The organism is Rhizobium sp. BK112 (assembly GCF_014193215.1).
Classification (GTDB): domain Bacteria; phylum Pseudomonadota; class Alphaproteobacteria; order Rhizobiales; family Rhizobiaceae; genus Rhizobium; species Rhizobium anhuiense.
Window position 1 is genome coordinate 70,284 of the sequence record NZ_JACHYZ010000013.1, and the last position, 24,292, is coordinate 94,575.

General features: G+C 59.1%; 25 protein-coding genes. 12 read left to right on the top strand and 13 right to left on the bottom strand.

Translation table 11 applies throughout. The annotated features are described in order from the left end of the window. Positions 1–145 precede the first annotated feature (145 nt). Entirely contained in the window at positions 146–2,056 is a 1,911-nt protein-coding gene (locus tag FHT75_RS28840) for a propionyl-CoA synthetase (RefSeq protein WP_063473875.1), read from the bottom strand. Positions 2,057–2,138: 82 nt separating this feature from the next. Next, complete coding sequence (locus FHT75_RS28845) at positions 2,139–2,798, bottom strand: YggS family pyridoxal phosphate-dependent enzyme (RefSeq protein ID WP_047615880.1); 660 nt, start codon at positions 2,796–2,798, stop codon at positions 2,139–2,141. A gap of 200 nt (positions 2,799–2,998) precedes the next feature. Here FHT75_RS28845 and leuS point away from each other — a divergent pair, with 200 nt between their 5' ends. Genes leuS through holA form a run of 3 tightly spaced genes read left to right on the top strand, consistent with a single transcriptional unit; the run spans position 2,999 to position 7,189 of the window. Continuing rightward, positions 2,999–5,629: a leucine--tRNA ligase gene (gene leuS, locus FHT75_RS28850; protein ID WP_063473876.1), complete on the top strand. Its 2,631-nt coding sequence runs from the start codon at positions 2,999–3,001 to the stop codon at positions 5,627–5,629. Beyond that, positions 5,619–6,140, top strand: a complete 522-nt coding sequence (lptE, locus tag FHT75_RS28855) for an LPS assembly lipoprotein LptE (protein WP_063473877.1) — start codon at positions 5,619–5,621, stop codon at positions 6,138–6,140. The genes leuS and lptE overlap by 11 nt, the downstream gene beginning before the upstream one ends. 8 nt (positions 6,141–6,148) lie before the next feature. Continuing rightward, entirely contained in the window at positions 6,149–7,189 is a 1,041-nt protein-coding gene (holA, locus tag FHT75_RS28860; RefSeq protein ID WP_097596025.1) for a DNA polymerase III subunit delta, read from the top strand. 91 nt (positions 7,190–7,280) lie between these two features. On the opposite strand, the gene FHT75_RS28865 is transcribed toward holA, so the two are convergent. The 9 genes from FHT75_RS28865 to FHT75_RS28905 form a co-directional block, all read right to left on the bottom strand. Then, positions 7,281–8,159, bottom strand: a complete 879-nt coding sequence (locus FHT75_RS28865; RefSeq protein ID WP_063473879.1) for a ParB/RepB/Spo0J family partition protein — start codon at positions 8,157–8,159, stop codon at positions 7,281–7,283. A 32-nt stretch (positions 8,160–8,191) separates the two neighbouring features. Then, positions 8,192–8,986 carry a ParA family protein gene (locus FHT75_RS28870; RefSeq protein ID WP_063473880.1) on the bottom strand — a complete coding sequence of 265 codons (795 nt, stop codon included), beginning with the start codon at positions 8,984–8,986 and terminating at the stop codon, positions 8,192–8,194. 19 nt (positions 8,987–9,005) lie between these two features. Further along, positions 9,006–9,623: a 16S rRNA (guanine(527)-N(7))-methyltransferase RsmG gene (gene rsmG, locus FHT75_RS28875; RefSeq protein WP_047615890.1), complete on the bottom strand. Its 618-nt coding sequence runs from the start codon at positions 9,621–9,623 to the stop codon at positions 9,006–9,008. A gap of 25 nt (positions 9,624–9,648) precedes the next feature. After that, entirely contained in the window at positions 9,649–11,526 is a 1,878-nt protein-coding gene (gene mnmG / locus FHT75_RS28880) for a tRNA uridine-5-carboxymethylaminomethyl(34) synthesis enzyme MnmG (RefSeq protein ID WP_063473881.1), read from the bottom strand. A gap of 74 nt (positions 11,527–11,600) precedes the next feature. Then, positions 11,601–12,920, bottom strand: coding sequence for a tRNA uridine-5-carboxymethylaminomethyl(34) synthesis GTPase MnmE (mnmE, locus tag FHT75_RS28885; RefSeq protein WP_063473882.1), 1,320 nt, complete (start codon positions 12,918–12,920; stop codon positions 11,601–11,603). A gap of 104 nt (positions 12,921–13,024) precedes the next feature. Then, the gene (gene rho / locus FHT75_RS28890; RefSeq protein ID WP_011654069.1) at positions 13,025–14,290 is read right to left on the bottom strand and encodes a transcription termination factor Rho; all 1,266 of its coding nucleotides are present in this window, start codon (positions 14,288–14,290) and stop codon (positions 13,025–13,027) included. A gap of 199 nt (positions 14,291–14,489) precedes the next feature. Next, a complete protein-coding gene (gene hemJ, locus FHT75_RS28895) occupies positions 14,490–15,026 on the bottom strand; it encodes a protoporphyrinogen oxidase HemJ (protein WP_047615896.1) in 537 nt (178 codons plus the stop codon). A gap of 2 nt (positions 15,027–15,028) precedes the next feature. After that, entirely contained in the window at positions 15,029–16,075 is a 1,047-nt protein-coding gene (gene hemE, locus FHT75_RS28900) for a uroporphyrinogen decarboxylase (protein WP_063473883.1), read from the bottom strand. A 66-nt stretch (positions 16,076–16,141) separates the two neighbouring features. Then, entirely contained in the window at positions 16,142–16,444 is a 303-nt protein-coding gene (locus FHT75_RS28905) for a hypothetical protein (protein WP_176707332.1), read from the bottom strand. Between the two features lie 31 nt (positions 16,445–16,475). Here FHT75_RS28905 and FHT75_RS28910 point away from each other — a divergent pair, with 31 nt between their 5' ends. The 5 genes from FHT75_RS28910 to dnaQ are packed head-to-tail and all read left to right on the top strand — an operon-like array spanning position 16,476 to position 20,106. Continuing rightward, positions 16,476–17,297, top strand: coding sequence for a pyruvate, water dikinase regulatory protein (locus FHT75_RS28910; protein ID WP_047615900.1), 822 nt, complete (start codon positions 16,476–16,478; stop codon positions 17,295–17,297). A gap of 33 nt (positions 17,298–17,330) precedes the next feature. Beyond that, complete coding sequence (locus tag FHT75_RS28915; protein WP_063473884.1) at positions 17,331–17,930, top strand: Maf-like protein; 600 nt, start codon at positions 17,331–17,333, stop codon at positions 17,928–17,930. Continuing rightward, positions 17,923–18,780 (top strand): shikimate dehydrogenase, encoded by an 858-nt coding sequence (locus FHT75_RS28920; RefSeq protein WP_063473885.1) that lies wholly within the window; start codon positions 17,923–17,925, stop codon positions 18,778–18,780. The genes FHT75_RS28915 and FHT75_RS28920 overlap by 8 nt, the downstream gene beginning before the upstream one ends. Next, positions 18,780–19,391 (top strand): dephospho-CoA kinase, encoded by a 612-nt coding sequence (gene coaE / locus FHT75_RS28925; RefSeq protein ID WP_047615905.1) that lies wholly within the window; start codon positions 18,780–18,782, stop codon positions 19,389–19,391. The genes FHT75_RS28920 and coaE overlap by 1 nt, the downstream gene beginning before the upstream one ends. Continuing rightward, positions 19,384–20,106: a DNA polymerase III subunit epsilon gene (gene dnaQ / locus FHT75_RS28930; protein WP_063473886.1), complete on the top strand. Its 723-nt coding sequence runs from the start codon at positions 19,384–19,386 to the stop codon at positions 20,104–20,106. The genes coaE and dnaQ overlap by 8 nt, the downstream gene beginning before the upstream one ends. A 66-nt stretch (positions 20,107–20,172) precedes the next feature. Here dnaQ and secB read toward each other — a convergent pair whose 3' ends face one another. Then, complete coding sequence (gene secB, locus FHT75_RS28935; RefSeq protein WP_047616084.1) at positions 20,173–20,655, bottom strand: protein-export chaperone SecB; 483 nt, start codon at positions 20,653–20,655, stop codon at positions 20,173–20,175. 101 nt (positions 20,656–20,756) lie between these two features. Further along, a complete protein-coding gene (locus FHT75_RS28940) occupies positions 20,757–21,263 on the bottom strand; it encodes an FxsA family protein (protein ID WP_048338427.1) in 507 nt (168 codons plus the stop codon). A 131-nt stretch (positions 21,264–21,394) separates the two neighbouring features. On the opposite strand from FHT75_RS28940, the gene FHT75_RS28945 reads away from it, so the two are divergent. Genes FHT75_RS28945 through FHT75_RS28960 form a run of 4 tightly spaced genes read left to right on the top strand, consistent with a single transcriptional unit; the run spans position 21,395 to position 24,171 of the window. Further along, a complete protein-coding gene (locus FHT75_RS28945; RefSeq protein WP_047615912.1) occupies positions 21,395–22,099 on the top strand; it encodes a Tim44/TimA family putative adaptor protein in 705 nt (234 codons plus the stop codon). Continuing rightward, entirely contained in the window at positions 22,092–23,231 is a 1,140-nt protein-coding gene (locus tag FHT75_RS28950; protein WP_063473887.1) for a murein transglycosylase A, read from the top strand. Before FHT75_RS28945 ends, FHT75_RS28950 begins: the two co-directional genes overlap by 8 nt. Next, complete coding sequence (locus FHT75_RS28955) at positions 23,231–23,797, top strand: Smr/MutS family protein (RefSeq protein WP_047615916.1); 567 nt, start codon at positions 23,231–23,233, stop codon at positions 23,795–23,797. Before FHT75_RS28950 ends, FHT75_RS28955 begins: the two co-directional genes overlap by 1 nt. After that, the gene (locus tag FHT75_RS28960; RefSeq protein ID WP_047615918.1) at positions 23,794–24,171 is read left to right on the top strand and encodes a helix-turn-helix domain-containing protein; all 378 of its coding nucleotides are present in this window, start codon (positions 23,794–23,796) and stop codon (positions 24,169–24,171) included. Before FHT75_RS28955 ends, FHT75_RS28960 begins: the two co-directional genes overlap by 4 nt. The last annotated feature ends 121 nt before the right edge of the window (positions 24,172–24,292 follow it).

Here is a 24,292-nt window from a genome sequence, read left to right on the forward strand (position 1 = left end):
ACAATCGTTGAGAAAGGGGCAATCCGGACTAAGCCGGTAACGGCGACCGCGTCATGCAAAGCCTGCTATGCAAGCCATTGCCGTTAACAAATGCTTGCATCGATATGGTTAACAATTCCTCAATTAGACTTACCGAAAGTTTAATTCACATCGGCAGCGAGCCGAACCCGCGCGCCCGCAGCGCCTCGGCGATTTCTTCCAAAATCGTTGGATCATCAATGGTTGCAGGCATTTTCCAGGGTATGCCGTCGGCGATTTTCTGCATGGTGCCGCGCAGGATTTTGCCGGAGCGCGTCTTCGGCAACCGGTTAACGATGATGGCCATCTTGAAGGCGGCGACGGGTCCGATCGAATCACGAATCATCGCCACGACCTCTGATTCGATCACCGTCGCCTCACGGGAAACATGGCGCTTCAGCACCAGGAAACCGCAGGGCACCTGACCCTTCAGCGCATCGATCACGCCGATAACAGCGCATTCGGCGATATCGGGATGACGCGCACAGACCTCCTCCATGGCCCCTGTCGAGAGCCGATGACCGGCGCAATTGATGATGTCGTCGGTGCGCGACATGATGAAGAGATAGCCGTCTTCATCGACATATCCGGCGTCAGCCGTCTTGTAGTAGCCCGGAAACTCATCGAGATAAGCCGATCGAAAACGCTGGTCGGCGTTCCAGAGGGTCGGCAGACAGCCGGGCGGCAAGGGCAGCTTCACGACGATATTGCCGAGCGTTCCGGCCTCGATCGGATGGCCGGCATCGTCGAGCACCGCGATCTCATAACCGGGCATCGGCAGCGCCGGCGAACCGTGCTTGACGGGAAGGGCGCCGAGACCGAGCGGATTTGCGGCGATCGGCCAGCCGGTCTCCGTCTGCCACCAATGATCGATGACGGGTATGCCGAGCATGCGCTCCGCCCATTTCAGGGTCTCCGGATCCGCCCTTTCGCCGGCAAGAAACAGCGCCCGCAAATCCGGCATCGGATATTTGCGTATCAGATCGCCGTCCGCGTCCTCCCGCCGAATGGCGCGGAACGCCGTCGGCGCCGTGAATAGCACCCGCACCTTATGCTCCGAAACGATGCGCCAGAATGTGCCGGCATCCGGAGTACCGACCGGTTTTCCCTCGAAGATCAAGGTGGTTACGCCTGATATCAGCGGAGCGTAGACGATATAGGAATGCCCGACGACCCAACCGATATCCGAAGCCGTCCAGAAGACCTCACCCGGCTTCAAGCCGTAGATATTCCGCATCGACCAGTTGAGCGCAACCATATGGCCGCCATTGTCGCGCACCACACCCTTCGGCTGGCCCGTGGTGCCGGAGGTGTAGAGGATATAGAGCGGATCGGTCGCCTTGACCGAAACACAGGCGACCTCGGCGCCGCGATGGCGCGCCACTGCCGTCTCGAAATCCTGATCGCGGCCATTGACGAGATCTGCCCGAAGCTCCGGCCGCTGCAGCACCAGGCAACGCTCCGGCTTCGAACCCGCGATCTCGATCGCCTGGTCGACCAAGGGCTTATAGACAATGATACGGCCGGGCTCGAGCCCACAGCTTGCGGTGATCACCAGCTTCGCACCGCAATCGTCGATGCGCGCTGCAAGTTCGCTGGCGGCAAATCCACCGAAAACGACGGAGTGAACCGCACCGATGCGAGCGCACGCGAGCATCGAAAAGACCGCCTGCGGTAGCATCGGCATATAGAGGATCACGCGATCGCCCCTGCCGATGCCGAATTCGAGCAGCGTTGCGGCGATCGCCTTTACCTCGACAAGCACCTCGTCGTAAGTGAAACGCCGCTTCTCGCCGGTCATCGCGCTGTCGAAGATAACGGCTGTCTCGCCGCCGCGCCCGGCAGCGATATGCCGGTCCAGGCAATTGTGGCAGGTATTGGTTTCCCCGGCTGAGAACCAACGGCCATAGACACCGTCGTCGGGCGAGAACACCCGCTCCGGCGGTTTGAACCAGTCTATGTCGGCAGCGGCTTCACGCCAGAAGGCTTCGGGATCGCGTTTCCAGGCCGCGTAGACCTGATGATAGTCGTTCTGCATCTGCTCCTCCCCAGGACATGCACGCCTCGATATCAATCTAGGCAGCGGTGAGAGGAACGGGAAGCCCGACCAAAGCAGAGTTTCAGCGCGCGCCGAAAATCGCCGATCCGACGCGGACGCTGGTGGCGCCGAAGGCGATTGCCATCTCGTAGTCACCGGACATTCCCATGGAAAGTTTTCCGACGCCGCATTTGGACGCAAGTCTTGCCAGCAGGGCAAAATGCGGCCCGGGATTTTCCTCGGCCGGCGGAATACACATCAAACCTTCAACAGAAAGGCCGAGCTCGTCGCGACAGAGCGCCACAAAGGCTGGCGTGTCGTCAGGAGCGATACCGGCCTTCTGCGGTTCAAGCCCGGTATTGACCTGGACGTAGAGCCGCGGCGTCTTGGCCTGCCGCTTCATCTCCTCGGCAAGCGCGCGGGCGATCTTTTCCCGGTCCACCGTCTCGATGACGTCGAAGAGCGCCACCGCGTCCGCCGCCTTGTTCGATTGCAGCGGCCCGATCAGATGCAATTCGATATCCGGACGCTCGGCCTTCAGCGCCGGCCACTTGCCCTGGCTTTCCTGCACCCGGTTCTCGCCGAAGACGCGCTGTCCCGCTTCGATGGCCGGGCGGATCGCGTCCGCCTCGAAGGTCTTCGATACCGCGACCAGCTGAACGGAACCCGCCGGCCGACCTGCCGCGCGTTCCCCGGCCGCAATCCGTGATCGCACGTCGTTCAACCGCTCTTGAAGTTCCATCGTTCTGCCTCGACATACCAGCATGAAAGGATTGGCAATGAACTAACCAGCCAACCTGTGCTTGCCAAGACCCGCCTTCGCGAAATCGCTTGCACGTGATCAAGATCGGACGCTTGCAGCGCCTGCAAAACTTGACGCTACGGTGGTTTCATGGTGAAGGTCTCGACCAACTCCCCTGATTTTCCGGAAATACGAATACGATGGCCACCGAACGTTATAATCCGCGCGATGCCGAGCCCCGCTGGCAGCAGAAATGGAATGAAGACAAGGTCTTCGAGACCGACAATGCCGATCCGCGCGAAAAATATTACGTCCTCGAAATGTTCCCCTATCCGTCGGGGCGCATCCATATGGGCCATGTCCGCAATTACGCCATGGGCGATGTCGTCGCCCGCTATAAGCGCGCGCGGGGCTATAATGTGCTGCACCCGATGGGCTGGGACGCTTTCGGCATGCCGGCAGAGAACGCCGCCATGGAGCGCGGCGTGCATCCCGCTTCCTGGACGTACCAGAATATCGGCTCGATGAAGGCGCAGTTGAAGGCCATGGGGCTCTCGCTGGACTGGAGCCGCGAATTCGCCACCTGCGATGTCGAATATTACCAGCACCAGCAGCATCTCTTCCTGGATTTCCTGGAAAAGGGCTTGGTTTACCGCAAGCAGTCGAAGGTCAATTGGGATCCTGTCGACAACACTGTGCTCGCCAACGAACAGGTGATCGATGGCCGCGGCTGGCGTTCCGGTGCGCTGGTCGAACAGCGCGAACTGACGCAGTGGTTCTTCAAGATCACCGATTTCAGCCAGGATCTGCTCGACGCGCTGGACACGCTTGAACAGTGGCCGGAAAAAGTGCGGCTGATGCAGAAGAACTGGATCGGCCGCTCGGAAGGCCTGACGATTCGTTGGGAGATTGTGCCGGAAACGGCGCCTGCCGGCGAGAGCGAGGTCACGGTCTATACCACCCGGCCGGACACGCTGTTCGGCGCCTCCTTCCTGGCGATCGCCGCCGATCACCCGCTGGCAAAGGATGCCGCCGCAAAGAATGCCGATATCGAAGCCTTCTGCGAGGAGTGCCGCCGTGCCGGCACGTCGCTCGCCGCACTCGAGACCGCCGAAAAGAAAGGCATGGATACCGGTATCCGCGTCAGACATCCGCTTGATCCCTCCTGGGAGCTGCCTGTCTATATCGCCAACTTCGTCCTGATGGATTACGGCACCGGCGCGATCTTCGGCTGCCCGTCAGGCGACCAGCGCGACCTTGATTTTGCTCGCAAATACGGCCTGCCGGTCGTGGCCGTCGTCATGCCGAGGGATGGCGACGCTGCGAGCTTTGCCGTCGGCGATACCGCCTATGACGGTGAGGGCGTGATGATCAATTCGCGCTTCCTCGACGGCAAGACGACGGAGGAGGCCTTCAATATCGTTGCCGACCGCCTGGCGGCCGCTTCGCTCGGCAATGCGCCGCAGGGCGAGCGCAAGGTCAATTTCCGCCTGCGCGACTGGGGCATTTCCCGTCAGCGTTATTGGGGCTGCCCGATCCCGGTCATCCACTGCGATGATTGCGGCGTCGTGCCGGTGCCGAAGAAGGACCTGCCGGTCAAGCTGCCCGACGACGTTACCTTCGATCAGCCCGGCAACCCGCTCGACCGTCATCCGACCTGGCGTCATGTCTCCTGCCCGACCTGCGGCAAGGATGCCCGCCGCGAGACGGATACGATGGATACTTTTGTCGATTCGAGCTGGTATTTCACCCGCTTTACCGCGCCCTGGGAAGGAAAACCAACCGATCCCGAAGCCGCGAACCGCTGGCTGCCGGTCGACCAGTATATCGGCGGCATCGAGCACGCGATCCTGCACCTGCTCTATTCGCGCTTCTTCACCCGCGCCATGCGCGAAACCGGTCACGTGGCGGCCACCGAACCCTTCAAGGGTCTCTTCACCCAGGGCATGGTGGTCCACGAAACCTATAGCCGCGGTGCCGGCGCCAGCCGCGAGTGGGTGGCCCCTGCCGATATCCGCATCGACGAACTCGACGGCAAACGCCGGGCCTTCCTGCTGACCAACAACGAGGAAGTTGCGATCGGCTCGATCGAGAAGATGTCGAAGTCGAAAAAGAACGTCGTCGATCCCGACGATATCATCGCCTCCTATGGCGCCGATACCGCCCGTTTCTTCGTTCTGTCCGACTCTCCGCCCGAGCGTGATGTCATTTGGTCCGAGGCGGGTGTCGAAGGCGCCCATCGTTTCACCCAACGCCTGTGGCGGCTGATTTCGGAAGCCGCGGACGCACTCTCCGCCGTCGCAGCTGCGCCGGCGAGCGAGGGGGAAGCCTTGCCGATCTCACAGGTCGCCCACAAGACGCTGAAGGCTGTCGAAAACGATTATGACAAGCTCTGGTTCAACAAGGCCGTCGCCCGCATCTATGAACTCGTGAACGCACTGGCCGCACCGCTGACCAGGGTTGCGGCGGGAGAGGGTGATGCCGCCTATCGCGCGGCAGTCCGCGATGCCGCAGAGATCCTGATCCAGCTGGTCGCACCGATGACGCCGCATCTGGCTGAGGAGTGCTGGACGGCGCTCGGCAATGAAGGGCTGCTTGCCCGGACAAGCTGGCCGCGCTACGACGAAACGCTCGTTGTCGAAAACGACGTCGTTCTGCCGGTACAGATCAACGGCAAGAAACGCGCCGAATTGACAATTTCTCGCGATGCAGATCAGAATGCCGTCACCGCCGCCGTGCTGGATCTGGATGCGGTGAAGAACGCGCTGAACGGACAGGCACCGAAGAAGATCATCGTGGTTCCCCAAAGGATTGTAAACATTGTCGTTTGATATCGCTTGCAAGCTGGCTCGCAATGCCGGCATCGCCATGATCCTTGCCTCCGCGGCTTTTCTCTCTGCCTGCCAGGTCCGGCCGCTTTACTCCGAGAATTCCGGTCTCACCGAAAAGCTTTCCTCCGTCGGCTTTTCCTCGGCAGGCAGCCGGGTTGAACAGCAGGTTCGCAATCACCTGATCTTCTTTGCAGCACGTGGCGCCGGCGAAGCCGCAAACCCGCAATATCAGGTTGAGATGCACGCCACCTCGAGCGTCGCCGATACGCTGCTTCAGGAATCCGGCGATACGTCGAAAGCCGGCCGGGTGACCGTCACCGTCACCTACACGCTGCGTGCCATAACCGACAATCATGTCATCAAGGCCGGCAGCCGTCAGGCCACAGCGCTGGTGGATTTCTCCGAACAGCAATTTGCCAAGCAGCGGGCGATCCGTGATGCCGAGAACCGCGCAGCGGATCAGGCGGCGGAATTCGTAGGGGCCGACATCGCCGCTGCCCTCAGCCGCTGAGGCGAGATGTGGCAGAGATAAAATCCCACGAATTCGAGACCTTTCTGCAGAAATCGGCGCGGAACTATCGGATCTTCGTCATCTATGGGCCGGATCGCGGCCTCGTTTCGGAACGGGCGGGTCTGCTTGCCGGTAAAAGTGGTGTGGCCCTCGACGACCCATTCTCGCTGACGAAGCTCGATATCGGCGATCTGCAGAAGGATCCCGGACGATTGGTCGATGAGGTCCAGTCGATCGGGCTGTTCGGCGGTGAGAAGCTGATTTGGATCCGCGGCGCCGCAAACGAAAAATACCTCGTCGATTCCCTGGCCCTGCTCGCCGAAAAACCACTCGAAGCCGCCTATCTAATCGTGGAGGCCGGCGACCTGAAAAAGGGTTCGCTGCTGCGCAAGACCGCCGAAGCCGCGCGATCTGTCATGACGATCCCCTCTTACGCCGATGACAGCCGTGCTCTGAATACGCTGATCGATACCGAACTCGGTGCAGAGAAACTCGGTATCACGCCGGCCGCGCGGCAGGCGCTGATCGCACTGATTGGCGGTGATCGCATCGCTTCCCGAAACGAGGTGCGCAAGCTCGCGCTCTATTGTCGCGGCGCCGATACGGTTGAAGAACATCACGTTACCGAAATAATTGGCGATGCCAGCGCGATCTCCGTCGACGATGCCGTCGACGCGATTCTCAGCGGCGATCTCACGGCCTTTCTGCACGCCATGCAGAAGATCAGCAGTTCAAAAACCGCAATCTTTCTCGTGCTTCAGGCATGCCTGAAGCAGTTTCAGCTTCTCGATACGATGCGCGCTGAAATGGAGGAAAAACGCCTGCAGCCGCCTCAGATCATGCAGACCATGGGGCGGCATCTGCATTTTCGCCGCAAGCCGATCATCGAACAGGCGCTGCGCCAATGGACCGCCGAAAGCATCGCCCGTGAATCCAATCGCCTGCAGGCCGCAATTCTGCAGAGTCGGCGGCGCCAGGTACTGGAAGACAGCGTTGCGATGCAAACGCTTCTTTCCACCACCCTTCAATCCGGTCGAAAATCGGCGTGATTTGGAGCGCTTCAGCTGCTAACCGAAGCACGCTCTGCCCCTTCACGCCCTTCTGGACGGAAAACCGCTTCGCTATTTTCTGGGAATCGCTCTAACGCCGCTCGAGCAAGCGGCAGATTTCCTCGAGCTGCTCCAGCGACTTGTAGGAAATTTTAATCTGCCCGCCACTGGTTTTGTGATTGATCGCAACGTCAAGGCCGAGGGCATCGGAAAGTGTTCTTTCCAGGGCCAGCGTGTCGGAATCCTTCTGATCGCGCCGTAGGGCCGGCGGAGGCTCGGATTGTGCCTTGATATTGTTCTGCGCCAGCTTCTCCGCATCGCGGACCGACATGCCCTTCGCAACGATCGTACGGGCAAGACTGGCCGGATCCGGCGTCGAAACCAGCGCGCGTGCGTGCCCGGCCGACAGGCTGCCGGCAGCAAGCAGATCACGAACCGGGTCCGGCAGTTTCAACAGGCGCAGAGAATTGGCAACGTGGCTGCGGCTTTTGCCGATGATCTCGCCGAGGTCGTTCTGGGTGTAGCCATATTCTGCGATGAGCTGCTCATAGCCCAAGGCTTCCTCAAGCGGATTGAGATCCGCGCGCTGCACGTTTTCGACAATGGCGATTTCCAACGCCGTCTTGTCATCGACGTCACGGACAATGACTGGAATTTCGATCAATCCGGCAAGCTGAGCGGCGCGCCAGCGGCGCTCACCAGCGATGATTTCATATCGATCCCGCGATATCGTTCGCACCACGATCGGCTGCACGATACCATGCTGACGAATGGAGCTTGCGAGATCGTGCAGCTCAGTGTCATCGAAGAAACGACGAGGATTGCGGGGGTTACGGCTGACGAACTCGATCGGGATCATCCTGTCGGCACTGATGGTCCGCTCGGCTTCCACCGGGACAGGCTGATCCATTTCGCCTATCAGCGCCGCGAGGCCACGGCCCAATCGCCTTTTCGATACATCGTCATTCATGATCTACACTCACCTACACCCCTGAAATGATATTACGCGGCCAGTCTCTGGCGCTCCCGTTGAATGACCTCTGAGGCCAGTTGCAGATAGGCCTGGCTGCCCGCGCATTTCAGATCATAGAGAATAGCTGGCTTGCCGTAGGACGGCGCCTCGGAAACCCGGACATTGCGCGGAATTAACGTATGGTAAACCTTTTCGCCGAGATGGGTGCGCACATCATTGACCACTTGCTGGGCGAGATTGTTGCGCGCATCAAACATTGTCAAGACGATCCCCTGGATATCCAGGCGCGGATTCACCGTTCGACGAACCTGGCTGACGGTCTCGAGCAACTGGCTCAGCCCCTCCAGCGCGAAAAATTCACATTGCAGCGGCACCAGCACGGAATGCGCGGCCGCCATGGCATTCATCGTCAAAAGATTGAATGACGGCGGGCAATCCAGAAGAATATAGGAGAACGCCATTGCTTCAGGCGAAGACAAGGCTTTCCGCAATTTGAAGACTCGATCGCTTTGCTGCGAGATTTCCATCTCGACGCCAAGCAGATCCATCGTCGACGGGACGATAAAAAGATTGGGAACCACTGTTTCGAGCGTCACCTCGGTGATACCGCGATCGCCAACCATCAGATCATAGGAGGAGAGTTTGCGATCGCGACGGTCGATACCGAGGCCGGTGCTGGCATTGCCTTGCGGATCGAGATCAACGATCAAGACACGCTCGCCAATGGCAGCAAGAGCCGTTGCCAGGTTGATTGCGGTGGTTGTTTTGCCAACACCACCCTTCTGATTTGCGATGGTGATAATCCGGTGTCGTTCGCCAGCCATTGCCGCAATATCCGATCTGTTAAACCAAGCGCCGGAGATTTGATACTTCCAAAATAACAGATTCCTGCTCGACGGCGCTCTTATGTTCTAACAGATCGAATTCCCACCGACCACGTGCTTTGTCGATTTCCCGCAGGTAATCCCGGCCTTTATGAAAAAAGCCACGGCAATTTTGCTTGCCCAGCATCCACGGAGCCGAATAGTCCATGAGCCCGTCCAGGTCGGCCAACGCTCGGGCTGAAATCGCACCGCAGTCGCCAATCTCGGCATAGGCATCTTCGATTCGATTGGTATGCACACTCCCACGCGCCTGCGTCTCTCGCAGCGCTGTCCGCAGAAAGGCCGCCTTTTTATGGTTGCTTTCGACCAGATGCACCCAGCCGCTTTGCAGCTCGGCCAGAAAAATCGCCGTAATAACGCCCGGAAAGCCCCCGCCACTGCCGAGATCAACCCAGGTGATCGGTTGAGGATGGATCTGAAACACCTGGCTGCTATCAGCGATATGCCGGTGCCATAGATCTTCGAGTGTCGACGGCGCCACCAGATTGATCGTTTTGGCCCACTTCTGAAAAAGTACCGCGAAGTGTTGAAGCCGTTCCTGTGTTTCACGTGAAACACGCAAACCGTTTAATTCCATTCCGAAAGACTTTCAAATCTCGTCGTCAGGCGCTTTGACGCTCGGCAGACGTTAGGCGGCGCAAATGCACAAGCAGCAATGCGATTGCCGCCGGCGTCATCCCCTCAACGACGGAGGCCTGGGCAATGTTGAAGGGGCGAGCCGCGCTGAGCTTCACCTTGAGTTCGTTGGAGAGGCCGGAAAGCGCATCGTAATCGAAATCGAGCGGTATCTGCCGTTGCTCGTCGCGTTGCTGATCGGCAATCGCCGTGGCTTGCCGATCCAGATAAACTGAATAGCCGGCCTCAATTTCCAACGCTTCCGCGACCTTGGATCCCATCGTACCAAATGTCTCAGGCCAAACACGGCGAAGTTCAGCAAAATCATAATACGGATAGGACAACAAATCATAAGCGGTTCGGCGCTGCCCATCGAGATTGATATTCAAGCCGGCCCGCCGCGCTTCATTCGGCGTAACGGTGAGCGAATGCAAGAGCGCTCGACCCATGTCCATCTCATTCTGATAGGCTGTAAATCGCTGCGCGCGTGCGCCGTTGGCGCAGCCCAACCGCATGGCCAATGGCGTCAACCGCATATCGGCATTGTCAGCACGCAAAGTCAGCCGATATTCCGCCCGCGAGGTAAACATTCGATACGGCTCCGTAACGCCACGTGACGTGAGATCGTCGATCATGACGCCAATATAGGAGCTGGTCCGACTAAAATGAAACGGATCCGAATCGCTGCTCTGCAACGCCGCGTTTAGACCTGCAGCCAAGCCTTGGGCGGCCGCCTCCTCATAGCCGGTGGTGCCATTGATCTGGCCCGCAAGAAAGAGACCTTTCAGCCGTTTGACTTCCAACGACGGCGTCAACTCTCTCGGGTCAACGTGATCATATTCGATTGCATAGCCGGGTTGCAGAATTCTTGCCGCTTCAAGCCCGGGAATTGTCTTGATGAAATCTGCCTGGACGTCCGCCGGCAAAGAGGTGGAAATACCGTTCGGATAAACTGTGTCGTCGTCCAGTCCCTCGGGCTCGAGAAAGACTTGATGCCCATCCCGCTCTCCAAATTTTACCAGCTTGTCTTCGATAGACGGGCAATAGCGAGGACCGACGCCTTCGATCTGTCCGGAATACATCGCCGATCGCATGATGTTGTCGACAATGATGCGATGGGTCGCTTCAGTCGTCCTGGTGACCCCGCATTCGATCTGCGGCGTCGTAATCCTGTCGGTCATAAAGGAGAAGGGCACGAGTTCCTCGTCAGCCCCCTGCCGGCCGACGGATTGCCAGTCTATGGTCTTTCCGTCCAACCGCGCCGGTGTCCCGGTCTTCAGTCGTCCCAAGCGCAATCCCAGCCTGGCCAGCGTGGCAGACAACCCGATCGACGGCGCTTCACCGACACGACCGGCCGGCGTCTTTTCCGAACCGATATGAATAAGTCCACGCAGGAAGGTTCCAGTCGTCAAAACGACGGCAGGAGTCTTTAGGGTTCGACCATCCTTCATGACCACCCCGGCAACACGCCCGTCGACAACGTCCAGATCAAACGCATCGCCTTCGACGATGTCCAGACCAGGTGTGGCCTCAATCGCCGCCAGCATCGCCAAACGATAGAGCTTTCGATCGGCCTGGGTTCGCGGTCCTCGAACGGCTGCCCCTTTTTTCTTGTTCAGCATCCTGAACTGAATGCCCGCAGCGTCGGCGATACGACCCATCAGGCCATCCATAGCGTCGATCTCGCGAACCAAGTGACCCTTACCAAGCCCGCCGATTGCCGGATTGCAGGACATCACACCGATCGTGTCCCGCCTGTGCGTCACCAAGGCGGTTTTCGCACCGAGCCGCGCGGCCGCGCTGGCGGCTTCCGACCCCGCATGGCCGCCACCGATCACGATCACATCATAGACATTATCGGTCATTCAAGACTCCAGATCGTGTGTACGTTTCACGTGAAACCAGCCATAAACGTGACACCGATCGCGTTTCACGTGAATCATTTCCCGATACAAAACTCCGAGAAGATCACCCCAAGCAGCTGTTCGACATCCACTCTTCCGGTAATTCTCCCCAAATACTCGGCGGCAATTCGAAGCTGCTCGGTCCGCAGTTCGAGATTTACGTCCTTCTGCGTAATCGCAGTATCAAGCGCCGCCAAACATTTCGTTAGCGAATCTTTATGCCGTTGCCGACTGGGGATCGCCATGGACAGGCCGCTGAACCGCGCTGCGACATTGTCGCCGATCAACTGCCGCAATTCCAGCAAGCCGTCACCGGTTGTCGTCGAAATCTGCAGATCGTACCGGTCCGAGCCGACCTCAACGAGATCCTTCTTCGTCCCGACTGTAACATGAGGCCAAGTTGCCTCCAAGTCTCCAGGGAGCAGCGGATTCGCCATGTCGACCAGGAGCAGCACAAGATCGGCATCGCGAAGTGCAACACGCGCGCGCCGAACGCCCTCCATTTCCACCCGGTCCTCAGCGTCCCGCAGGCCGGCTGTGTCATAGAGCTTGATCAGGTAGCCATCGATATCGAGATCGACCTGCAGAACATCGCGGGTGGTGCCGGCGATCTCGGTGACGATCGCAACATCGCGCCGCGCCAGGGCATTCAGCAGGCTCGATTTTCCGGCGTTCGGCGCACCGGCGATGACCACCTTGAAGCCGTCTCTGATAATCTCACCTGCCGAAGCCGCCGCCAAATGGTGTTCGATATCGGTGCGAAGCTTACCCATATCGGCCCAGACCATGTCCGATACCGACCCTGGAACATCATCCTCGTCGGGAAAATCAAGTTCCGCCTCGATCAACGCTCGTGCGCGCGTTAATCGTTCCGCCCACGCATCGTAAATTGCGGAAAGTCCGCCGGCGCTATGTTCGACCGCAAGGCGTCGCTGCATTTCCGTCTCGGCGCCGATGAGGTCGGCCAGTCCTTCGACCTCGACCAGGTCAAGCTTGCCGTTCTCAAAAGCCCGGCGGGAGAACTCACCCTCAACAGCCATTCGAACACCTGGAATGTCGCCAAGCGTGTGAAACAGCGCCGCCAGGACAGCCTTGCTGCCATGGAGCTGTAGCTCCGCGACATCTTCCCCGGTAAATGAATTTGGCCCCGGAAAAAACAGCACCAGACCACTGTCGATCGGTTGGTCGTTACGAGTCCGAATCGTTCGGTGCGATGCGTATCGAGCTTTCGGCACCGAGCCGACGAGGCTCACCAATATGTCTCTGGTCAGCGGACCGCTGATGCGAATAACCGAAACACCTGAAGGTGCAGCACCGCTCGATAGCGCATATATGGTATCATTCAACATGGCCATATTGCCTGGTTAATCTTCGAATTCGAATCGGTTCCTCCTAAATAGAAAAGCTGGCGACATCATCACGATGCCTCCAGCTCTCATAGGATGAATCCGGCTAAGGATTATGTATTCATCGAATCGAAGAAGTCGGAATTGTTCTTCGTCTGTTTCAGCTTGTCGATCAGGAATTCGATCGCATCGGTCGTGCCCATTGGCGCAAGGATGCGGCGGAGCACAAAGATCTTCTGCAGATCCTGGCGTGGGACGAGAAGGTCTTCCTTGCGCGTGCCGGACTTGAGGATGTCCATCGCCGGGAAGATGCGCTTGTCGGCGACCTTGCGATCAAGGACGATTTCCGAGTTGCCGGTGCCCTTGAATTCTTCGAAGATCACTTCATCCATACGGCTGCCGGTATCGATCAGCGCCGTGGCGATGATCGTCAAGGAACCGCCTTCCTCGATATTGCGCGCCGCACCGAAGAAGCGCTTAGGACGCTGCAACGCATTGGCGTCGACACCGCCGGTCAGGACCTTGCCTGAGGAGGGAACCACGGTGTTGTAGGCACGGCCGAGGCGCGTGATCGAATCGAGCAGGATGACGACGTCGCGCCCATGTTCGACAAGACGCTTTGCCTTTTCAATGACCATTTCCGCCACCTGGACGTGACGTACGGCCGGTTCGTCGAAGGTCGAGGAGATGACCTCGCCGCGAACGGAACGCTGCATGTCGGTCACTTCCTCAGGACGCTCATCGATCAGAAGAACGATGAGATAGCACTCCGGATGGTTCGCGGTAATCGAATGCGCGATATTCTGCAGCAGCACGGTCTTACCGGTGCGGGGCGGCGCGACGATCAGTCCACGCTGGCCCTTGCCGAGCGGCGCCACCAGGTCGATCACGCGCGGCGACAGATCCTTGGTGGTGGGAATATCGAGTTCCATCTTGAAACGCTCGTTCGGATAGAGCGGCGTCAGATTGTCGAAATGAACCTTATGACGAATCTTTTCCGGATCGTCGAAATTGATAGTGTTGACCTTGAGCAGCGCAAAATAGCGCTCGCCTTCCTTCGGCCCGCGGATGGGGCCTTCGACCGTATCACCTGTTTTCAGCGAGAAACGGCGGATCTGCGAGGGGGAGATATAAATATCATCTGGGCCTGGCAGATAGTTGGCATTTGCGGAACGCAGGAAACCGAAACCATCCTGGAGCACTTCGACGACACCTTCGCCGATGATTTCGACATCCTGGCTGGCGAGCATCTTGAGGATAGCAAACATCAATTCCTGTTTGCGCATCGTGCTGGCATTCTCAACCTCGAGCGATTCGGCGAAAGCCAGAAGATCCGTCGGGGATTTGCTCTTAAGTTCCTGAAGCTTCATTTCAGCCATGAAGTGACCAATACTCTTTTCAATTTCGAAGGGGAAAGGCGATGTTGGGTCGTATTCGGTACTGCGAAAGGGCTCGCAGACGACTGAACTCTACACACATGCCACGTAGATGAGATGCGCGGAAAATAGCGACTCGCAATCGCTGCCGCAAGAGGGCTGCTTAAAATGAAGCAAATTTAACCTGAGTATGGATTTTGCCTCAGAATGGCTTCACCACGACGAGGATCACGATCAGGATCATCAGCAATGTCGGTGCCTCGTTCATGAACCGCCAATAGCGCGCAGAGCGGCGGTTTTCATCCCGCTCGAAGGCTCTGACGGCACGGCTGAAGAACATATGAACGCCCGTCAGCAGCACAACGAGACCGATCTTGGCGTGCAGCCAGCCGCCTTGGAATCCATAGACCGACCAAGCGAGATAGAGGCCAAAAATCCACGTCAGCATCATCGCCGGCGTCATGATGATTCGAAGCAGCCGGCGTTCCATCACCTTGAAGGTTTCCGATTGCACCGAACCCGGTTCGGCATCGGTGTGATAGATGAACAGCCGCGGCATATAGAACAATCCAGCCATCCAGGAAATGACCGCGATGATGTGCAGTGCCTTGATCCAGAGATAGAGATTATCGGGGTTCCAGGCGAAAAGCCCGACCGCCATCAGCGCGAAGAAGACCAGCGCAAAATGGGCTCGGCGCCGGGCGTAAGCGCCAGGTCTCCGATCGGTCTGCTTCTCCATCGTCACGCCCCGCCTCGCATCCGCCCGCCACGCACACGATCGACCAGCAGACGCACATGCTCGGGGTCGGCCTGCGGCGTGATGCCGTGACCGAGATTGAAGATCAGCGGCCCATTGCCGAGATGCTGCAGAATATCGTCGATGCCCTCTTCAAGCGCCCGACCGCCGGCAACGACGCGCATAGGATCGAGGTTGCCCTGCACCGGCCCGTCCTTTTGAAGTTCGGCGGCAAAGGCCAGCGGGACAGACCAGTCGAGACCGATCGCATCCGCACCAGTCTTCTGGCGATAGGTTTTCAGCTGGTAGCCGGCGCCCTTGGCGAAAGCGATGATGCGCGCGTGTGGCCGCTGCGATTTGACCGAAGCGATCATCCGCGCAACCGGCCTGATCGCGAACGCCTCGAATTCCCTCTCACCGAGAACGCCGGCCCAGGAATCGAAAATCTGCACGGCATCGGCGCCGGCATCAATCTGGGCCACGAGATAATCGGCCGATACGTCAGCAAGCAGCATCAGCAGATGCTCGAAGGCGCGAGCATGCCGATACGCGAAAAGGCGGGCAGGCGCCTGATCCGGCGTGCCATGTCCGGCGATCATATAGGTCGCGACCGTCCAAGGCGCGCCGCAGAAGCCGAGCAGCGTCGTCTCGGCTGGCAGCCCCTCACGCAGCCGCCGCACCGTCTCCAGCACCGGCCTGAGATAATCGACAACCTCTTCGCCATTCAATCTGCTGATCCCGGCTTCATCGATTGGATCCATCTCAGGACCATGGCCTTCGGTGAACCGGACGTTCCGCTTCATTGCATCGGGAATGACCAGGATATCGGAAAACAGGATGGCTGCATCGAAGCCATAGCGGCGGATCGGCTGCAATGTCACTTCGACGGCGTGATCGGGCGTATAGCAAAGATCGAGAAAACTCCCTGCCTTTGCCCGTGTCTCCCGATATTCCGGCAGATAGCGCCCCGCCTGCCTCATCAGCCAGAGAGGAGGAGGGGAGAGGCTTTCGCCATCCAGAACCCTCATGATCTTTCGGCGCGTCTCGCTCAAGCGCTTCTTCCCTATAAAAAATCAAAGATATTTTAAAAGGTTTCTATTTCTTAGAGTCGGTGTCTATCAAGGATTAAAATCCATCCACCGCCGATGCCATTTGTCGCGCGCCTGCAAAAAACATCGGAAGGATTTCGCCATTTTTTCCGATGTTCGGGGAAAATCCGAATCTGAAAATGATTCCAAGTCCTTCCGGATCGGTGATTTTTCTTGTGCCTGTGGATAGGCTGTGGACCAGCTTTCAACAAATCGATCTCTTCCCCATCGTCCACAGGGTCGGCTGAAACCGATCCGCAAAATTCGAAATGTGGATAAAGAGGCATGTTTTCCCTTGCCGGAGGCTGCCTCGGCACCGTAGCTCTGTTTCATCCAGTCTTTTCAACAGGCAGCGGAAAATAGCGTGGAGAACAGAACGAACTTCTTTCATCTGCATCTGATTTCTGACTCAACGGGAGAGACTCTGATCTCCGCCGGCCGCGCCGCGTCGGCGCAGTTCAGATCCGCTCAGCCGATCGAACACGTCTATCCGCTGATCCGCAATCGCAAGCAGCTGCTGCCGGTTCTCCAAGCGATCGATGACGCCCCCGGCATCGTGCTCTACACCATTGTCGACCGGGAGCTCGCGAGCCTGATCGATGAGCGCTGCGTCGAGATGGGCGTGGCCTCGGTGAATGTGCTGGAGCCGGTGATGAATGCATTCCAGATCTATCTCGGCGCCCCGTCGCGCCGCCGGGTCGGAGCGCAGCATGTGATGAATGCTGGCTACTTCGCGCGCATCGAAGCGCTGAATTTCACCATGGATCACGACGACGGCCAGATGCCGGACGACTATAACGATGCCGATGTCGTCATCATCGGCATCAGCCGTACATCGAAAACACCGACCAGCATCTACCTCGCCAACCGCGGCATCAAGACGGCGAACATTCCGATCGTCTATGGCGTGCCATTGCCGGAAAGCCTCTTCGTCGCGACCAAACCGCTCATCGTCTGCCTGATCGCCACCACCGACCGTATTTCCCAGGTGCGGGAAAATCGGGTGCTCGGAGTGACGCAGGGTTTCGATCGCGAACATTATACCGACCGCGCCGCGATTTCGGAGGAGCTGAAATATGCCCGCTCGCTCTGTGCCCGTCATAACTGGCCGCTGATCGACGTCACCCGCCGCTCGATCGAGGAAACAGCTGCGGCAATCGTTGCCCTGCGCCCGAAGCTGCGCTAAGCGCTGACGAAAAGCCGGCACTGTGAGGAACCCATGACGCCGAAACTCATCCTTGCATCGTCGAGTCCCTTTCGCCGGATGCTGATGGTAAATGCCGGTCTGTCCTTCGAGGCGCATGCCGCAAGGATCGATGAACGGGCGGTCGAAGCGCCGCTGGAAAAAGCCGGCGCCAAGCCGGATGCCGTTGCCCTCGTCCTGGCCAAGGCCAAGGCCGAGGAAGTGAGCAGCCGCTTTCCGGATAGCCTGGTCATCGGGTCGGATCAAACCATGTCGCTCGGCGACCGCGTCTTCCACAAGCCGACTGATATGGCCGACGCGGCTCGTCATCTTCAAGCCCTTTCCGGAGTGACCCACCGATTGAACAGTGCCGTCGCGATCGTCCGCAATGGTGTGCTCTTGTGGGAATATCTCGCGCATGCCGAACTGACGATGCGGCCGCTGACGGTGGAGTTCATCGCCAGACATCTGGCGCGGGTTGGCGAACGGGCACTTTCCAGTGTCGGCGCCTATCAGTTGGAGGGGGAGGGCATCCAGCTCTTCGAAAAGATCGAGGGTGATTATTTCACCATTCTCGGCCTGCCGATGCTGGCGCTTCTAAAAAAATTGCGAGAACTCGGAGCGATCGATGGCTGATTCACGTGAAACATTCGGGCCGAAAGCGTTTGTCACGGGCTTTCCCATCAAGCACTCACGCTCGCCATTGATCCACGGATATTGGCTGAAGACGCTCGGCCTGCCGGGCAGCTACCGCGCTCACGAAGTCGCACCCGAGGCCTTTGCCGATTTCATTCTTTCTCTGAAGGACGGCAGTTCCGGCTTTACCGGCGGCAATGTCACCATTCCCCACAAGGAACTGGCATTCCGGCTCGCCGACAAACCGGACGCCCTGTCGCACGAACTCGGCGCCTCGAACACGCTCTGGCTGGAGGATGGCGTCCTGCATGCGACGAATACCGACGGTCGCGGTTTCATCGCCAATCTCGACGAACGCCATCCCGGCTGGGACCGGCATGGCACGGCCGTCGTCTTTGGCGCCGGCGGCGCCAGCCGTGCGATCATCCAGGCGATTCGCGATCGCGGTTTCAGGGAGATCCACGTCGTCAACCGGACCGTCGATCGGGCGCGTGAACTCGCGGATCGCTTTGGCCCGAGAGTTCAGGCCCACCCGGTGGGTGCGCTTGCCGACGTCATGAAGGGTGCCGGCCTCTTCATCAATACCACCTCGCTCGGCATGGACGGCGAGGCTGCGCCCCAGCTCGATTTTTCACCTCTTGCAGCCGATGCCGTGGTCACCGACATCGTCTATGTGCCCTTGAAGACGCCGATCCTGGCACAGGCAGAAGAGCAAGGATTTCCTATTGTGGATGGTCTCGGCATGCTGTTGCATCAGGCCGTGCCCGGATTCGAGAGATGGTTCGGACAGCGTCCCGTTGTCGACGCTGCACTGCGTGCGCTCATCATTGCAGATATGGAATCACACTGATGCTGAAGATCGGTCTCACCGGCTCCATCGGAATGGGAAAATCGACGGCATCAAAGCTCTTTGCCGATGCCGGAATCCCGGTGAACGATTCTGATGCCGTGGTCCACGATCTCTATGCCGGCGAGGCTGCGCCCCTGGTGGATGCCGCCTTTCCCGGCACGATGAAGGATGGAGCAGTCGATCGGCATGAACTTGGCCGCCAGCTCGCTCTTGATCCCGACGGCTTTAAACGCCTGGAAGCGATCGTCCATCCGCTGGTTCGCAAACGCGAGATGGAATTTCTGGCGCAACAAGGTGCCGCTGGCGCCGACATGGTACTGCTCGATATTCCGCTGCTCTTCGAAACCGGCGCTGAGGAAAGAGTCGACGTCATCGTCGTCGTCAGCACTGATCCACAGATTCAGCGTCAAAGGGTGCTTGCGCGTCCCGACATGACCGAGGAAAAATTCAGCATGATTCTCTCCCGCCAGACACCGGACGCGGAAAAACGGCGGCGGGCCGATTATCTGATCGACACCAGTCACAGTATCGCGGAGACGAGGGAACGGGTGCTCGAGATCGTCGCCGACCTGAAAACGCGGATTGCCAAGGGAGATTTCCGGAATGCGTGAGATCATCTTCGATACGGAAACCACCGGTCTCGACAATCGCGCCGACCGCATCATCGAAATCGGCGGCATCGAGCTCTTCAACCATTTCCCCACAGGCAACACGATCCATATCTTCATCAATCCCGGAGATCAGAAGGTTCATCCGGATGCGCTCGCCGTACACGGCATCACCGATGAATTCCTGAAGGACAAGAAGCCTTTTGCGGACGTCGCCGAAGAAATCCTTACCTTTTTCGGCGATGCGAAGTGGATTGCCCACAACGCCACCTTCGATATGGGCTTCATCAACGCGGAGTTCGCGCGGATCGGCTTGCCGCCGATCCTGCCGGAAAGGGTGCTCGATACCTTGTCGATGGCCCGACGCAAACATCCGATGGGGCCGAATTCGCTCGATGCGCTTTGCCGGCGTTACGGCATCGACAATTCGCACCGGACCAAACACGGCGCGCTGCTCGACTCCGAACTGCTTGCCGAAGTCTATATCGAGATGATCGGCGGCCGACAGGCAGCCTTCGGTCTGAGCACGGTCAGCAAATCCAACCAGGCAGCTCGCGGTGACATGGCTGGGGATGACGATGAAGTGATTGCCGCAGTGCTCGAGCGGCCCCGCCCGCTTGGTAGCCGCCTCAGCCAAACCGAGGAGCAGGCGCATGAGGCGCTCGTCGCTAAGCTCGGGGAAAAAAGTATCTGGGCGAAATACGCCAACCTCGATTGAACCAGCCACAATTGAAAATGCCCGGGACCAGCCCGGGCATCCGTATTTCAGTGAAGAAAGATCCGCTCAGTTTGGAACGGCTTGAACCTTGGCGCGGGCCTGTTCTTCGGCGACGCGCTGGGCGAACATCTGCGTAAAGTCGATCGGGTCGATCATCAGCGGCGGGAAACCGCCGTTGCGGGTGACGTCGGCGATGATCTGACGGGCGAAGGGGAAGAGCATGCGCGGGCACTCGATAAAGAGAACCGGCAGCATGTGCTCCTGCGGGAAACCGGCCACGCGGAAGACGCCGCCATAGGCGAGTTCGGTATGGAAGACCGTCTTGTCGCCATCCTTGGCTTCGGCGTTCAGCGACAGCACGACATCGAAATCCGTATCGGAAAGCGGGTTGGCGTTGACGTTCACATTGATGTTGATCGTCGGCGCCTTGTCGCGGGCCTGCAGCGAACGCGGCGCACCCGGATTTTCGAAGGAGAGATCCTTGGTATATTGCGCAAGGATCGAAAGGGTGGGGTTGGCCGCACCGTTGTTGTTGTTATCGTCTGCCATTGGCTTTTCCTCGAGGGGCATGGGAATGGTGCCGCCATCTAACATTTCAGGGAAAGGCTTACAACCCTGAGCGCTTGGCGCGGTTGATCAGCCGCAGTGCCTCAATCGCCGAGATGCTTGCCGGACCACGGCGAGTTGCGATCCGGCTCTCTATGATAGTCCTCCTCGTCGAGATCGACCACCTTTGAGTTTGGCTTGCGGTCGCGAAAATCGGGTTGTGGCTCGGAGGAAAAACCGCCCTTGGCGTTGACGACGACGAAGCGTTTGGCAATCGCCCGCCAGACCAGATCGCGCACCGGCGGAATGAGAATGAGGATGGCAATGATATCCGTGAGGAAGCCGGGAATGATCAGCAGCAGCGAGGCGATGACGTTCATCGCCGGCCGCAGCAAATCTCGGCCAGGCATCACCCCGTTTCGTCCTTCGCTCGACATGCGGCGCAAAATACCGATGCCTTGCCGGCGCAGCAGAACCACGCCGAGAACGAAACCCAGCATGACGAGCGCGAGCGTCAGCCACAATCCGATCGCCCGGCCGACGACGACGAAACCGGCAATTTCGGCGAACGGGAGCAGCAGAATGAAAGCTGGCAGGATCGAAAAACGCATGTCTGTCATGTCCCGGACGTGCCGGTCTCCTCTTGGCGCCGGCGAAGATGCCAGCCATCATTTGAATCATCTGTATAGGCGGACTATATGGGAGTACAAATCAGAGATGTTAACGGCGGCTGCGATACGATATGAGTTCGAACGACTTCATCACATTATTTTTCCTGGTGGCGGCTGTGCTGATTTTCTTTCAGCTTCGCTCCGTGCTCGGGCGCCGCACAGGAAATGAGAAGCCGCCGCGCGATCTCTATACGCCGCGGGATGCGGCTCCGGCCGATGCCGCCGATGCCGGCAAAGTCGTAACGCTGCCGCGGCGCGATGCGACGACCGAGGATGAGGATCGCTTCGCCGCCATCGATGCTTTTGCGGCGCCTGGAACGCCGCTCAACGAATCGCTGCGTGCGCTGAACAAGGCCGATCCCGCTTTCAGCCCGAAGGAGTTTCTGAACGGCGCCCGCATGGCTTACGAGATGATCGTCATGGCCTATGCCGATGGCGACCGGAAAACACTCAAGAACTTGCTGTCCCGTGAAGTCTATGACGGTTTCGATGCGGCAATCGGCGAACGCGAAGCCCGCGGTGAGAAGGTGAAGTCCACCTTCGTCGGCATCGACAAGGCCGAAATCACCCATGCGGAGACGAAGGGCAGCGAAGCGCAGATCACCGTGCGCATCATCAGCCAGCTCATTTCGGCCACCTACGACAAGGCGGATGTGCTGATCGAAGGCGACGCCGAAAACGTCGCCGAGGTCAACGACCTCTGGACCTTTGCCCGCGACACCCGCTCGCGCGACCCGAACTGGAAACTCGTGGCGACCGAATCGGAACATGAGTGACCACGCAGCGGACTTCGTCCTGCAGGCCATAAGCTTCGACACTCTGGAAGGCTGGAAGGATGATGATCCTTCCGGCCTTTTTGAAGTCATGCGACGCTGCCGGCGGCAAATCAGCGATGTCAAACCGTACCGCACCGGATCGCTTGGCCTGAGTTCGGAAGACCTGCTCCCGCTTCTGGTCGCCGCCGAAGATGTCAGTCCGTCATCTCCGGCATCGGCGCGCGCCTTTTTCGAGACGCACTGTCGACCCTTTCTGATCCGCCGCAAGGACGGCAATTCCGGCTTCGTCACCGCCTTCTACGAGCCTGACATCGAGGTGTCGGAGCGGCCGGACGAAATATTCCGTTTCCCTTTCTACAGGCGCCCGGATGATCTGATCGATCTCGACGACGCCAATCGCCCCGCCGAGCTCGACAGCGCCTATGCTTTCGGCCGTCTGCATGACGGCCGCATCGGTGCCTATCCGGACCGCCGCGCCATCGATCAGGGTTTTCTCGAAGGCCGAGGCCTCGAAATCGCCTGGGCGAAGTCGAAGGTCGATGTCTTCTTCGTGCATGTGCAGGGCGCTGCCCGCCTGCGTTATCGGGATGGCCATATCGGCCGCATCACCTATGCCGCGAAGGCCGGCCATGCTTTTTCGGCGATCGGCAAGTTGCTGATCGAGAGGGGCGAGATCGATCGGGCGGAGATTTCGATGCAGGCGATCCGCGCCTGGCTGGCGCGCAATCCCGAGCGCGTCGACGAGGTGCTGTGGCATAACCACTCTTATATTTTCTTCCGGGAAGCGCCCTCGCAGGCTTTCAGCCTGCGAACCGCCGATCCTGGGGCCGGTCCGATCGCCGCCGCCAAGGTGCCGCTTCTCGCCGGGCGCTCGCTTGCGGTCGACCGGATGATCCATACGTTCGGTTTTCCCTTTTTCATTCGCGCCGAAAGCCTCACCCATCTCGATCACGGTCGACCGTTCCGCCGGCTGATGCTGGCGCTCGACACCGGCTCGGCGATCGTCGGGCCGGCGCGCGGTGACATCTTCACCGGCTCGGGGGATATGGCTGGGGAAAGTGCCGGCACGGTCCGCAACGATGCCGATTTTGCCATCCTCATCCCCAATGCCGCCGCCGGAAGATTCGACTGATGGCCAGGGATCGCAAGCTCAGCGCAGATGAGAGGATCCTCTGGGGCAAGGTCGCCCGCAGCACGCGGCCGATGCCCGGCAAGGCGGGCGCGCTGACCGAACTCGACGCCTTTCTTGCCGAAGCCGAAGCGGCGGCCGAACGGGAACAGGAAAAACAGACACCCGCCGCGCCCATGCCGCTGCAGCCGACGCTACCATCGGCGGCGAAACCGTCGGCGGGGGTGCATCATCCGCTGGAAAAGCCGGTCAAACGCAAGATCGCCAAGGGCCGGCTGGCGCTCGAAGCGCGGATCGACCTGCATGGGCTGGTGCAGAGCGAGGCCCATTCCATCCTTCTCGACTTCCTGATCCGGGCGCATGAGCGCGGCATGCGCCATGTGCTTGTCATCACCGGCAAGGGCAGCTCGATGGGCAGCGAAGGCGCGCTGAAGCGGGCCGTGCCGCTCTGGTTCTCCAAGCCCGAATTCCGCTACCTGATCTCGTCATATGAACCTGCCGCGCAGCATCATGGCGGCGAGGGCGCGCTCTATATTCGCCTGTCGCGGCGGCATGGGGAAAGACCATGACACCCTTCGGAGAGGCGGTTCGCCGGCTGAGAGCGCGCAAGGGCGTCTCGCAGAAGGAGATGGCGCAAGCGCTGAACGTCTCTCCCGCCTATCTCTCGGCGCTCGAACATGGAAAGCGTGGCCTGCCGACATTCGACCTGCTGCAGCGCATCGCCGGCTATTTCAACATCATCTGGGATGAGGCCGAGGAACTGTTCCTGCTCGCCCGCTCATCCGACCCGCGTGTCGTCATCGACACGTCAGGCCTGCCTCCCGAATATACCGAATTTGCCAACCGGCTGGCGCGGCGGATTCGCAGCCTTGACAGTGCGGAGATAGGCCGGCTATCGGCTCTTCTCGAAAATGGCGGCAAAGGCGACGGAAAAGCGTCATAATCCCCTGTTTTATGCCCTGTTTTAGGGGCGTGCCATGGGAACTGGGTTCAAAAAACCTATATACAAGAGGGAAGAAAGCCGGTGATTCGCAAGGCGCGCCGCAGCTTTACGACAACAGGGA